Consider the following 13,229-nt stretch of genomic DNA (forward strand, 5'->3'; position numbering starts at 1 on the left):
CGCTCACTCGACCTCGCGCAGGCGGTAACCGACACCGGTCTCGGTGGTGATGTAGCGCGGCTGGTCGGGGGTCTTTTCGATCTTCTGCCTGAGCTGCCGGACATAGACCCTGAGATACTGCACGTCGGTCGAATCGCCCCAGACCTGCTTCAACAGGAAATGGTGGGTCAGCACCTTGCCGGCATGCTGCACGAGAAGGCGCAGGATATCGTATTCCTTGGGCGAGAGCTTTACGTCCTGGCCCTCGACCTTGACGATGCGTTTGACCAGATCGACGCTGAGGTCGCCGGTGTGGAACACCGGCTTTTCACCCTGCTGCTGGAACTTGTGCCGCAACGCCACACGGATGCGTGCAACCAGTTCGTTCATGCCGAACGGCTTGGTGACATAGTCGTCGGCGCCGAGTTCCAGAGCCTGGACGATGCCGGCCTCGTCGGTGCGGCTGGACAGGATGACCACCGGAATGTCGAGGCCGTCGTCGCGCCATTTGCGCAACAGCTCATGGCCGCTCATGCCGGGCAGGCCGAGGTCGAGCAGGACGAGGTCCGGCTTCTCCGCCTCCATCAGTTCGATCGCCACTTTTGCGTTCGGCGCCTCGCTGATCGCGTAGCCCTGGCTGCCGAGCCCGACGCGAAGCAGCTTGCGGATCGGCGGCTCGTCATCGACGACCAGTATCCTGACATTCGAGTTTGTCATGCCAAGTCACCCACACCGTCGGTATTCGAGGCGTCGAAATTGGGCGGGTTTGCCGGCTTCGGCATCTTGATGGTGAAGACCGCGCCCGAACGATCTGTCCGGTTTGCTGCCGCGATCGTGCCCCCCATCGCCTCGATGAAACCACGGCAGATAGACAGGCCGAGCCCGGTGCCGGCGCGAACCTGGTCGCCCTTGCGCACCCGATAGAAGGTGTCGAAAATCCGTTCCAGGTCGCCGGGGGGAATGCCCGGCCCTTCGTCCATGATCTGCAGGATGACCGAGCCATTGTCGGTCCAGCCCTGCACGCGGATCGTCGAGCCGGCCGGCGCGTATTTCGCTCCATTGTCGAGGAGATTGAACAGCGCCTGCTCGAACAGGACGGGATCGACCTTCAACATCGGCAAATCCCTGGGGATGTCTGTTTCGATCTTGTGCTCGCCGATGATTTTCCTGGCCCGCTGCAAGGCGGAGCCGACGATGTCACCGACATAGTGGAAGGCAAAGTTCGGCTCCATCGCGCCGGACTCGATCTTGGTCATGTCGAGCAGATTGGCGATGAAGCGGTTCAGCCGCTCGGATTCGTCGAGCACGGTCGACAAAAGCTCCGTCCGGTCCTGTTCGGGAAGTGCCGGTGCGAATTCCCGCAGCGTGCCGGCCGCACCCATGATGGCGGCGAGCGGCGTCTTCAGATCATGCGAGATGGAGGTGAGCAGCGCCGAGCGCAGCCGGTCCGCTTCGGCCGCGAGCTTGGCGCGGTCGACGTCGGCGACCAGCTGGATGCGCTCGATGGCGACAGCCGCCTGGTCGGCCAGCGCGTCGAGCAGGCGCTGTTGCTCGGGCGTCAGCAACGGTCCCTGCTTGTCATTGTCGAGGCCAACGACGCCGATTGCCGTGCGCCCGGTTCGCAAGGGAAGATAGAGGCGCTTGGCGCCGGGAAGCGTGTCGGCGCCGCGACCCGCGGCACGGTTGTGCTCCCAGGCCCAGCGGGCGGCGGCGATGTCGGCCTCGGCCAGTGTGTCGTCTGGCGGATAGCCGGCCTTGACGGTGATCGTTCCGTCTTCCGGCAAAAGCAGCACCACCCGCAGCTTCAGCATCGAGGCGATCTGGAAAGCGGTGGCCCAGAGCACGTCGTCGAGCGTGCCGGCACCGGCGAGCTTCTTTGAAAAAAGGTAGATGTCCTCCGTGGCCCGCGCCCGTGAGCGGGCGGCAACCGCCTGACGCTGCACGCGCGCCGTCAGATTGCTGGCAATGACGGCGACAACCAGGAACACGCCGAGCGCAACAATGCTCTCCGGATCCCGGATCGTCAGCGTGTAGCGCGGCTCCAGGAAAAAATAGTTGAAGGCAAGGGCGCTGACGAAACACGCATACAGTGCCGGCCACAGACCGCCGGTCACCGCCGATGCCAGCACCCCGATGAGAAGGATGATCGCCAGGTTGCGGACGTCGAGAAATTGGTCGAGAAGGACGGCGAAGGCGAGCGAGCCCACGACGAAGGCCGTGGCCTTGAGATAGGGCCAGATCTCGAACTGCCACTGCTCGTCGGCCGCCTTGACGCTCCTCGACGCCTCGGTGCTGCGTTCGTTTCCCGAAATGACATGGACGCTGATGTCGCCGGCATTGCGGATGAGATCATAGGTGAGCGAACCTTCGACCAATTCCCGCCAGCGCGACCGGGTCGGCCTGCCGACCACGATATGGGTGAAATTGTTCGCCGTCGCATAACGCACGATGTCCTGCGCCACATTCTGACCCGGTATGGTCGTCACCTCGGCGCCAAGCTGCTGGGCGAGGCGCAGGTTGTTTGCGAGCCGGTCCTTGTCCTCCTCGGGCATACTGGCCAAGCGCGGGCTATCGACATGCAGCGCCGTCCAGGGGGCACGCAGCCGGTCGGCCAGCCTGCGCGCATAGCGGACGCGGGCCGCTCCTCCCGGACGCGCGTCGAGGCAAACGAGAACCCTTTCCCCGGCTGCCCAAGGTCCGGGAATGGCATGGGCCTGCATATGGATCAGCAACTGGTCGTCGACACGCTGCGCGGTGCGGCGCAGCGCCAGTTCCCTGAGCGCCGTCAGATTGCCTGATGAGAAATAGTTTTCGATCGCGCGCTGGGCGGTGTTGGGGAAATAGACCTTGCCTTCCTCGAGCCGTTTGATCAGGTCGTCGGGGGTAAGATCGATGATCTCTACATCGTCGGCCTGGTCGATGACGGAATCGGGAACCGTTTCACGGACCCTGACCTTGGTGATCTGGGCGACGACGTCGTTCAGGCTTTCGACATGCTGGATGTTGAGCGTCGTGTAGACGTCGATGCCTTGCGTCAGGATTTCCTGGACGTCGAGATAGCGCTTGGGATGACGGCTGCCGGGTGCGTTGGTGTGGGCGAGTTCGTCGACGAGAACCAGCGCCGGGCGCCGGGCTATGATGGCGTCGATATCCATCTCGTCGAGGATGCGCCCCTTGTAATCGACCTTGCGGCGCGCAATGACCTCGTAACCCTCGACCAGGGCCAGCGTTTCCTTGCGGCCATGCGTCTCGACGACGCCGATCACCACGTCCACGCCGTCGGCCAGCCTGGCGCGGCCCGACATCAGCATCTCGTAGGTCTTGCCGACGCCCGGTGCCGCGCCGAGGAATATCCGCAGACGGCCGCGCCCCTCCCGCTCGGCATGATCAAGCAGTGCGTCGGGTGAGGGTCTGGTCTCGTTGCTTCTGTCGTCCGGCATCAGGATCGATCATGGATGGCGCCGGGGATACTGTCGATCCCCGGCCGCCGCCATTCACCGTTTCGCGGCGTCCAGCACAAGATTGAGACCGAGCACATTGACCACCGGTTCGCCCATGAAACCGAGTTCCCTGCTCTCGACCTGGCTGTCGACAAGCGCCTTGACCCTGGCTTCGTCGATCCCCCTGGCCTTGGCCACCCTTGCGACCTGGAAGTAGGCGGCTTCGGGGCTGATATCAGGATCGAGGCCGCTGCCGGACGTCGTCACCAGGTCGATCGGCACGGGCTGGTTCGGATTCTCCGCCTTCAGCTTTTCCGCATCGCCTTTGATACGGTCGATCAGCTTGGAATTGGTCGGGCCGAAATTGCTGCCGCTCGAGGCGGCAGCGTTGTAGCCGTCGCCGGCGGCCGAGGGGCGGTCGTGGAAATAACGGTCGCTGGCAAAGCCCTGGCCGATCAGTTCGGACCCGATGACCTTGCCGTCCTTTTCGATCAGGCTGCCATTGGCCTGGCGCGGGAACAGCACTTGTGCGATGCCGGTCATGCCCAAGGGATAGATCAGGCCGGTCAGCACCGTGAAGAAGACGATCATGATGATCGCGGGTCTTATCTGAGTGAGCATGAGGATATCCTTAAGCGAGGCCGAGTGAGGTGACGATCATGTCGATCGCCTTGATGCCGACGAAGGGGACGATGATGCCGCCGAGGCCGTAGACGAGCAGGTTGCGGCTGAGCAGCGCGCCGGCGCCGATGGCACGGTATTTGACGCCTTTCAGCGACAGCGGGATCAGTGCGATGATGATCAGCGCGTTGAAGATGATGGCCGACAGGATGGCGCTCTGCGGTGTCGCCAGATGCATGACATTGAGCGCCTGCAACGGGCCGGTCGTCTGTCCCGGCGCGATATAGAAGGCAGCGAACATCGCCGGGATGATGGCGAAATACTTGGCCACGTCGTTGGCGATGGAGAAGGTCGTCAGCGAGCCTCGCGTCATCAGCAGCGCCTTGCCGATCTCGACGATCTCGATGAGTTTGGTCGGATCGCTGTCGAGGTCGACCATGTTGCCGGCCTCGCGCGCGGCGACCGTGCCGGTGTTCATGGCGACGCCGACATCGGCCTGGGCAAGGGCCGGCGCATCGTTGGTGCCGTCGCCACACATGGCGACCAGCTTGCCCTTGGCCTGCTCATCGCGGATCAGCTTCAGCTTGTCCTCGGGCGTTGCCTGGGCGAGGAAGTCGTCGACGCCGGCTTCCGCGGCAATGGCTGCCGCCGTCATCGGATTGTCGCCGGTGATCATCACCGTGCGGATGCCCATTTTGCGCAATTCGGCGAAGCGCTCCCTGATGCCGCCCTTGACGATATCCTTGAGGTGGACGACGCCGAGCAGGCGCCCGTCGCGCTCGACAGCCAACGGCGTGCCGCCCGATTTGGCGATCTCGTCGGCGATCGCCTGGAGATCCCTGACGGTATCGCTGCCGGGCCGCATGGCGTGGGTGGCGACCGTCGACTGGCTGACATGGGCGAGCACGGAATCGACCGCGCCCTTGCGCACCGAGGAACCGTCGATGTCGACGCCACTCATGCGGGTCTGCGCGGTGAAAGGCACGAAGGTGGCGTGCAACGTCGCCATGTCGCGGGCGCGGATGGCGTATTTCTCCTTGGCCAGCACGACGATCGAGCGGCCTTCCGGCGTCTCATCGGCAAGCGAGGCGAGTTGCGCCGCGTCGGCCAGTTCCTGCTCAGTGACGCCCTTGACCGGACGGAACTCGGTCGCCTGGCGGTTGCCGAGCGTAATCGTGCCGGTCTTGTCGAGCAGCAGCGTGTCGACGTCGCCGGCAGCCTCGACAGCGCGGCCCGACATGGCCAGCACATTGAAGCGCACCAGGCGGTCCATGCCTGCGATACCGATGGCCGACAGCAGCGCGCCGATCGTGGTCGGGATCAGGGTGACGAACAGGGCGACGAGCACCGTGACCGAGATATAGCCGCCCGAATACGTCGCAAAACTCGGGATCGTTGCGGTGGCCAGAACGAAGATAAGCGTCATGCCAACGAGCAGGATGTTGAGTGCGATCTCGTTCGGCGTCTTCTGGCGCTCGGCACCTTCGACCAGCGAAATCATCCGATCGAGGAAGGTGTGGCCGGACGCCGCCGTGATGCGCACGCGGATCCAGTCGGACAGCACCTGCGTGCCGCCGGTGACCGCCGAACGGTCGCCACCGGATTCGCGGATGACCGGCGCGGACTCGCCGGTGATCGCCGCCTCGTTGACCGAAGCGACGCCTTCGATCACCTCGCCGTCGGACGGGATGATATCGCCGGCCTCGACCAGCACCGCATCGCCGACCTTGAGGCTGGTGCCGGGCACGAGTTTGTATTTCGTGCGGTCTTCGCCGGTCAGAAGCTTCGCCTGGGTTTCGGTGCGCGCCTTGCGCAGCGAATCCGCCTGCGCCTTGCCCCGGCCTTCGGCGACGGCTTCGGCGAAATTGGCGAACAGCACGGTGAACCACAGCCAGATGATGATCTGCAGCGTGAAGCCGAGATTGCCGCCGCCGGTGACCACGTCCTTGACGAACAGCACCGTGGTGAGCGCCGAGACGACGGCGACGACGAACATCACCGGGTTCCTGGCCAGCGTGCGCGGGTCGAGCTTGCGGAAGGCGCCGCCGATGGCGGGAAGCAGGATGCGGGCATCCATGATGCTTGCTGATTTCGAGTGGCTCATTTTGAAGCTCCGGCTTCGGTGTTGTTGGACGGCACCCGATGATCGGATGCCGAAAGGAAGTGCGGCGGCCCGTAGGCCAGCAACCAGAGGACGAGCATGACTGCCGCAAGACCGAGAAACGTCGACAGGGTCGGGAAAGGAGGAGGTCTCTCCTCCTTCCCGTGATCGCCCCTGTGGCTGATCTTGCGACGCATGGAGCTGAACCAGGACATATCATTGATCCAGACTCGGGCGGTCTCAGAAGGTCTGCCCGTGAATGCCAGCCAGGTGCTCGATGATCGGCCCGACGGCGAGCGCCGGGAAGAAGGTCAGACCACCGACGATGAGAATGACGCCGACCAGCAGCCCGACGAACAGCGGGCCATCGGTCGGGAAGGTGCCGGCGGAAGCCGGAACCGTCTTCTTCGCCACCAGCGAGCCGGCAATGGCCAGCGCCGGGATGATCACCAGGAAGCGGCCCATCAGCATGCCGATGCCGATGGTGATGTTGTACCAGGGCGTGTTGCCGCTGAGGCCGCCAAAGGCCGAGCCATTGTTCGCAGCACCCGACGTATAGGCATAGAGAACCTCGGAGAAGCCGTGCGGGCCGGCATTGCCCATCGAAGCCACACCGGTCGGCAGCACGACCGCGATGGCGGTGAAGATCAGCATCGCCAGCGGCAGGCACAGGATGGCCAGCATCGCCATCTTGACCTCCTTGGCCTCGACCTTCTTGCCGAGATATTCGGGCGTGCGGCCGACCATCAGGCCGGCGACGAAGACGGCGATGACGATGTACATCAGGATGCCGTAGAGTCCGGCGCCGACACCGCCGACGATGACTTCGCCAAGCTGCATGTTGATGATCGGGATCATGCCGCCGAGCGCGGTGAAAGAACCATGCATGGCGTTGACCGCGCCGCAGGAAGCGGCCGTGGTGATGACGGCAAACAGCGCCGACAGGGCGATACCGAAGCGCGTCTCCTTGCCTTCCATGTTGCCGCCGTCGATGCCCAGCGCATGCACCAGCGGGTTGCCGGCGGCTTCCGCCCAATAGCAGACGATGACGCCGGCGATGAACATGACGCCCATGGCCGACAGGATTGCCCAGCCCTGGCGCTGGTTGCCGATCATGCGGCCGAAAACATTGGTCAAGGCGGCGCCGATGGCGAAGATCGAGACCATCTGGATCAGGTTGGAGATCGCATCGGGGTTCTCGAACGGATGCGCGGCATTGGCGTTGAAGAAGCCGCCGCCATTGGTGCCGAGCATCTTGATGGCCACCTGCGAGGCGACCGGGCCGACAGCGATGGTCTGCTGCGCGCCTTCGAGCGTGGTGGCATTGACATAGGCGCCAAGCGTCTGCGGCATGCCGAGCCAGACATAGACCAGTGTCAGCACGATGCAGAGCGGCAACAGCACATAAAGCGTGGAACGGGTCATATCGACCCAGAAATTGCCGATCGACTTGCCGGAAGCACGGGCAAAGCCGCGGATCAACGCAATTGCGATGGCAATGCCGGTGGCGGCCGAAACGAAATTCTGCACCGTCAGGCCAGCCATCTGCACGAGGTAGGACATCGTGCTCTCGCCGCCGTAGTTCTGCCAGTTGGTGTTGGTCATGAAGCTGGCGGCGGTGTTGAAGGCGAGCCCTGGTTCAACGGCGGTCATGCCGGCCGGATTGTAGGGCAGGCTTCCCTGCAGGCGCTGCAGGACATAGAGCACCAGGAAGCCGGCAAGGTTGAAGAGCAGCAAAGCCACCGCATAGGTGGTCCAGTGCTGTTCCTCGCGTTCGTTGGTTCCGCAAACGCGGTAGAGCCCGCGCTCGAGCGGGCCAAAGACTGACGAAAGCAGCGTGCGGTCGCCGTTGAAGACGCGGTGCATGTAGCCGCCGAGCGGCTTCACCAGCAAAATGATGATCCCGCAAAAGACCAGGATCTGTATCCAACCGTTCAGTGTCATGGCTGTGGCTTTCCGTGCCTTCAGAAGCGTTCTGGACGAACGAGCGCGTAGGTCAGGTAGGCGAGCAGGAACAAGGTCACGCCACCACCGAGGATGTAATCGAAAAGCATGGTTCGATCCTTAAGCTCAAATTCTGTCGCAGGCTTTGACATAGGCGAAGAACAGGGCGAAAAACAAAACCCCGATCCCGAGAACAATGACGTCCATTGTGTTTGTTCCTTGCGCATATCTGTTTGGCTTGCGCCTTCGATGAAAAGGTCAGCAACACCCTAAACGGCCCGCCGTATTTTCATGACGGCACCGAAATTTGTTTCAGATGGAATATGGACCCGATCGCCATAAAGGTTCGAGACGGGGCGCAATAGAAAGAAATAGGAATTTTATAAAGGTTTTCGGTCCGGCGGCCGTCTGAAGGGTGTCGAAGCACACCTTCTACCGGCTGGTCGTCACGCCGGCCGAGCGCGAACCCTCATCCTGCAGCCGGCCATCCAAGCTTGGCTTGGATACTTTTCAGACGTAACCAGCCGCTGTCGAAGTGGTTGTTTGAGCGCGCGGTTCAATGGCCCAGAAAAATCATCGCTCCTGGCCGTTATGAGCGGTCAACAGATTGTCTTGTGAAACGTCCCGGATGCGCCAAGCCCCAGCGTCAGCGGCTGCAGCCTCGCGTGCCTCGCGCATCGCCGGCAGGCGAAGAGCTGCCACAAGACTGTTTCCAAGCGAGACGCCGGGCTTTTCAACAACAAGGTGTGCGACCAGCGCCATGAGGACCAGAAGTACCATCGCCATCAATGTCACAAGCCAATACTGGGTGGCGTTGTCCATGGCAAAATTCCGCACCGGCGCGATGGAGAATACCGAGGCGAAGGTAAGCCCCTGCAGCAGATAGATGCCATAGCTGATCTCACCCAGCCGCACTGAGCGGTTGGCGGTCAGGAGACCAAAGAAATCCGCGCCCGAGGCGATCAGGAAGAAAGTTCCGATGCATAGCAGCATCGGCCCCGGGGCGTAGGCAATGTCATAGGTGGCAAAAATATACACCAGGACCGCCAGGGCGATGGCGGACAGAACGTGTCGATGCATTTTCACCAGCAGGGCGTTTGCTTCAAGCGTCGCGCACACCATGCCTCCTGCGAAAAGCCCCAGATAGCAGTAAGCTAGACTCCCTCCACCCACCGACATGAGAATGGAAAAAGCCAGAAGGGCCACCGGCATGCCTAGGCGTGCAATCGGGTGCCGGCTGAATATCGCCATGATAGGCAGGCTGAAATAGAATAGCCATTCATAGGGCAAGGTCCAGGTTACACCGGCCAGCAGGTAGACTCCGAAGCTCGAAAGCTGGACGTAGCCAAAGACACCCAACAGCAGATTGAAAAACGCACGCTCGTAGGTCGCGAGGGCTGAGTAATCGATCTGTGCGTTGACGAGCTCAAGCACCATCGCTGCGCCGACCGCGACAATGTAGAGCGGCCCGATCCTGAAAGCCCGCTTGAGCAACAACGTCGGAAAATCCACGGAGGACTTTGCCGACAGCAGTTTCCCCCAGAACAGGTAGGCCGAGATGACAAAGAAAAAGGAGACCCCAACCTGTCCCAGCAGGCCATAGAAAGCGGAAGGCGGGTACTTCCACGCGCCTGTCGTCAAGAATTCATGGTAAATGACGGAGTGGTGAAGCGCGACTGCAAGCGCCAGATATCCTCGCATCCCGTCAATTGCCCGGACCCTGGCGGAATTCGATTCGAAGCCTACCCGCTGAAATAAGGACGTGCCTGCAAGCGGCCAAAGCAGCGCGACGACCACAAACGCGGGCCAGAGGTCATAAAGTCCAATCACGATTGCTCCGAGCTTGTTCTTGCGCACACCACGTTCTGCGGTCGCCGGACCACACGCTCATAATAGACCACGCATCGAGATTGCTTGTCGCCTTGAGGGTCACGCCTTCTTCACGAACTCGGTTTTGAGCACCAGGCCCTTCACTTGCTTGGTGTTGCATTCGATCTCGCCGGGATTGCCGTTGAGGCGAATGTTCTTCACCGACGTGCCCCGCTTGATCGTCTCCGAAGTGCCTTTGACTTTGAGGTCCTTGATCAGCGTGACGGAATCGCCGTCATTCAATTGAGCGCCATTGCTGTCGCGCACGATTACATCGTTTGGCATGCCGTCTCCTGTGATTTGGGTCACCACTACCAGATCGCGCAAGAATTCCAAAACAGCTCGTGGACGGTCTTTTCATAGGATTATCCAATGATCAATCGACGCGCTTCGCGGCGATTGCGTCTCCAAGGCGTTCGAAAATTGCCAGCTGCCTTTCCAGCACCGCGATCACATAAGCAGGGCCATGACCATCATGCCCCATACCGGACGCCGATCATCCTGGCACCCCTTACGCAATGATATCAGATGGTTATATCATTTTTGAAGTTTCTGGCGGAGAGAGCGGGATTCGAACCCGCGTTACGGTCTCCCGTAAACACACTTTCCAGGCGTGCGCCTTCAACCACTCGGCCACCTCTCCGTCCATGCATGTCGCGCCGGCCGGTTTCGCCACGCGGGTTGGGGAGATGCACCTCCCTTGGGGCAAGGCGGAACTTCCGCCATCGGCGTCGCCAACCAGCAAGCGCCTTTCCCCGCACCTGAGCCGTCGAAGCAACAGGCGCGGGGCTCATCTAGTCGATCCGGCGGCGAATGCCAAGCCATAACGGCAGTCTATTCGCTTTGCCGGCCATACAGCGTTTCGGCAGGCCGGCGGCGCGGCGCAAACGCAAGCCGGCGGTATAGGGCCAACCGGACAGAGCGCCGGAATTCGCGTATGGCGATTGCGAACCAGACATGCGCATTCTATCTCTCGTTTCGAAACGTGCCGGAAGCCCTCGGGAGGAGCTTGAGGACTGATCCGGAGGAAGGTCTCTGATGTTTCGCTTCGTCTTCCGTCTTGCCGCAATGGTCGCGCTATCGATTTCCGTCATCATGGCGGTGCTCGACGTGACGCGCACCGTGGCGGCCTCGGCGCTGGTGCTGACCCCGCTCAACGCCAGTTGGCTGGCGGTATCGCCGGACACGCGGGCAGCCTTCGAAACCTTCATCCGGACCAAGGCCAGTCCGTTGCTGTGGGACGGCGCCGTCGCCTGGGTGCTTAACCAGCCGGGCTTCGCCGTGTTCGCGGTGCTGGCCTTCCTGCTCTATGCGATCGGCTATAAGCGGCAACGGCGCGCGGGACGGTTCGCCGCGAACTGATCTCCTTTCCGCGTCCTACCCACAGAGGAAAGCTGCGCATGTTCTTTCTCAGCGACATGCTGAACAAGAAGCTCAATCTGCCGAAGCCGTCCGAGGCGTTGCCGGGCCGCGCCAGGGCGATCCCGACTGCGCCAAGGCACAAGGTCTTGAAAAGGCCGCTCAAGGGTCCCTATCCCGAGGGGCTGGAGATGGCGATGTTCGGGCTCGGCTGCTTCTGGGGCGCGGAACTGCTTTTCTGGCAGATCGAAGGCGTCTGGGTCACGGCGGTCGGCTATGCCGGCGGCTTCACGCCCAATCCGACCTACCAGGAAACCTGCACCGGGCTTACCGGCCATGCCGAAGTGGTGCTGGTCGTCCATGACCCCAAGATCGCCTCCTATGCCGCGCTTTTGAAGCTGTTCTGGGAAAGCCACGACCCGACGCAAGGCATGCGCCAGGGCAACGATGTCGGCACCACCTACCGCTCCGCGGTCTACACATCAGGTGATGCGCAATTGCGGGCGGCGAGCGCCTCGCGCGCTACCTATGAAGCCTCGCTGCGTGGCGGCGGCCACGGCAGGATCACCACCGAGATCGCGCCGGCGCCAGAGTTCTACTTCGCCGAGAGCGACCACCAGCAATATCTGGCGAAGAACCCTTACGGCACTTGCAGCCTCAAGGGCACGGGTGTCGCTTGCGCCATTCCGGCTGTTGCCTCCGGCTGAGCCTTTGGCGCAGGGATCGAGCCGCGGCACCGCTTGCTCGCGCCATGCTTTTCCAAAAGGTCAAAATTCCGCGTGAATTTTGTTTCGGGCCATGCCAGATTGCCCCGAGCGGGAGGGGAGTACACTCCTGGCTGACGTCGCATGCCTGCCGGAGAACCGGGCCGGCATGCGGTGCATAACGGAAAAAATAACCGACAGGGTGTGGATCACATGAAACGTATCGTTCTCGGCCTCCTGGCCGCAACCGCAATGGTTCTTCCGGCTTTCGCCGCGGATGTCCAGCCGGCCATCCTCTATGATCTCGGCGGCAAATTCGACAAGTCCTTCAACGAGGCCGCCTATCATGGCGCCGAGAAGTTCAAGACAGAGACCGGCACGGCCTACGTCGAATTCGAGGTGTCCAACGCCTCGCAGCGCGAACAGGCTCTGCGCCGATTCGCCGAGGACGGCCGCAACCCGATCGTCATGGCCGGTTTCGCCTGGGAGGATGCGCTGAAGAAGGTCGCGGCCGAGTATCCTGACCTCAACTTCGCCATCATCGACGACGCCGTCGATTTGCCCAATGTCCGCTCGCTGGTGTTCAAGGAAAATGAAGGCTCCTATCTGGTCGGCATCCTGGCGGCGATGGCATCGAAGTCGAAGAAGGTCTCCTTCATCGGCGGCATGGACATTCCGCTGATCCGCAAGTTCGAATGCGGCTATGTCGGCGGCGCCAAGTCGGCCGGCGCGACGGACGTCATCCAGAACATGACCGGCGACACGCCGGCTGCCTGGAACGATCCGGCCAAGGGCGGCGAGATCGCCAAGACACAGATCGATCAGGGCTCCGACGTGGTCTATGCCGCGGCTGGCGGCACCGGCGTCGGCGTGCTGCAGGCAGCGGCTGATGCCGGCAAGCTTGGCATCGGCGTCGATTCCAACCAGAACGGCTTGCAGCCCGGCAAGGTGCTGACCTCGATGATGAAGCGCGTCGACGTTGCCGTCTACAACGCCTTCATGGACGGCAAGAACGGCACCTTCAAGGGCGGCCTGCAAAATCTCGGCCTCAAGGAGGGCGGCGTCGACTACGCCATGGACGACAACAACAAGGCGCTGATCACCGATGAGATGAAAGCCGCCGTCGAAAAGGCCAAGGCCGATATCATCTCCGGCAAGATCGAGGTGCACGACTACACCGCCGACAACGCCTGCCCCTATTGAGCGGCACAA

Annotated in this window: 12 protein-coding genes and 1 tRNA gene; 3 read left to right on the forward strand and 10 right to left on the reverse strand. The window is 62.1% G+C overall.

What is annotated here, in order from left to right; translation table 11 throughout:
• Window positions 1-3: 3 nt before the first annotated feature.
• From NKI38_RS03645 to NKI38_RS03690, 10 genes are all read right to left on the reverse strand, one after another.
• Window positions 4-696 (reverse strand): response regulator transcription factor, encoded by a 693-nt coding sequence (locus NKI38_RS03645; RefSeq protein ID WP_352654851.1) that lies wholly within the window; start codon window positions 694-696, stop codon window positions 4-6.
• On the reverse strand, window positions 693-3,419 hold the full coding sequence (locus NKI38_RS03650; protein WP_352654853.1) for a DUF4118 domain-containing protein: 2,727 nt from the start codon (window positions 3,417-3,419) through the stop codon (window positions 693-695). Before NKI38_RS03650 ends, NKI38_RS03645 begins: the two co-directional genes overlap by 4 nt.
• Before the next feature lie 54 nt (window positions 3,420-3,473).
• Window positions 3,474-4,040, reverse strand: a complete 567-nt coding sequence (gene kdpC, locus NKI38_RS03655) for a potassium-transporting ATPase subunit KdpC (RefSeq protein WP_352654855.1) — start codon at window positions 4,038-4,040, stop codon at window positions 3,474-3,476.
• A 10-nt stretch (window positions 4,041-4,050) separates the two neighbouring features.
• Window positions 4,051-6,144 carry a potassium-transporting ATPase subunit KdpB gene (gene kdpB, locus NKI38_RS03660; protein WP_352654857.1) on the reverse strand — a complete coding sequence of 698 codons (2,094 nt, stop codon included), beginning with the start codon at window positions 6,142-6,144 and terminating at the stop codon, window positions 4,051-4,053.
• Window positions 6,141-6,356: a hypothetical protein gene (locus NKI38_RS03665; protein WP_352654859.1), complete on the reverse strand. Its 216-nt coding sequence runs from the start codon at window positions 6,354-6,356 to the stop codon at window positions 6,141-6,143. Before NKI38_RS03665 ends, kdpB begins: the two co-directional genes overlap by 4 nt.
• A gap of 25 nt (window positions 6,357-6,381) precedes the next feature.
• Entirely contained in the window at window positions 6,382-8,085 is a 1,704-nt protein-coding gene (kdpA, locus tag NKI38_RS03670; protein WP_352654861.1) for a potassium-transporting ATPase subunit KdpA, read from the reverse strand.
• 20 nt (window positions 8,086-8,105) lie between these two features.
• On the reverse strand, window positions 8,106-8,195 hold the full coding sequence (kdpF, locus tag NKI38_RS03675; protein WP_019861144.1) for a K(+)-transporting ATPase subunit F: 90 nt from the start codon (window positions 8,193-8,195) through the stop codon (window positions 8,106-8,108).
• Between the two features lie 463 nt (window positions 8,196-8,658).
• Entirely contained in the window at window positions 8,659-9,942 is a 1,284-nt protein-coding gene (locus NKI38_RS03680; RefSeq protein WP_352654863.1) for an acyltransferase family protein, read from the reverse strand.
• A gap of 72 nt (window positions 9,943-10,014) precedes the next feature.
• Complete coding sequence (locus NKI38_RS03685) at window positions 10,015-10,239, reverse strand: alkylphosphonate utilization protein (protein WP_352654865.1); 225 nt, start codon at window positions 10,237-10,239, stop codon at window positions 10,015-10,017.
• 268 nt (window positions 10,240-10,507) lie between these two features.
• Window positions 10,508-10,597 (reverse strand) — tRNA-Ser (locus NKI38_RS03690).
• 395 nt (window positions 10,598-10,992) lie between these two features.
• Between NKI38_RS03690 and NKI38_RS03695 the strand changes: the two genes are divergently transcribed.
• From NKI38_RS03695 to NKI38_RS03705, 3 genes are all read left to right on the forward strand, one after another.
• Complete coding sequence (locus NKI38_RS03695; protein ID WP_352654867.1) at window positions 10,993-11,316, forward strand: hypothetical protein; 324 nt, start codon at window positions 10,993-10,995, stop codon at window positions 11,314-11,316.
• A 38-nt stretch (window positions 11,317-11,354) separates the two neighbouring features.
• Complete coding sequence (msrA, locus tag NKI38_RS03700; protein ID WP_352654869.1) at window positions 11,355-12,020, forward strand: peptide-methionine (S)-S-oxide reductase MsrA; 666 nt, start codon at window positions 11,355-11,357, stop codon at window positions 12,018-12,020.
• Window positions 12,021-12,230: 210 nt separating this feature from the next.
• On the forward strand, window positions 12,231-13,220 hold the full coding sequence (locus tag NKI38_RS03705) for a BMP family lipoprotein (protein ID WP_352654871.1): 990 nt from the start codon (window positions 12,231-12,233) through the stop codon (window positions 13,218-13,220).
• Window positions 13,221-13,229 lie beyond the last annotated feature (9 nt).

This window comes from Mesorhizobium sp. M0621 (genome assembly GCF_040320745.1).
Taxonomy (GTDB): domain Bacteria; phylum Pseudomonadota; class Alphaproteobacteria; order Rhizobiales; family Rhizobiaceae; genus Mesorhizobium.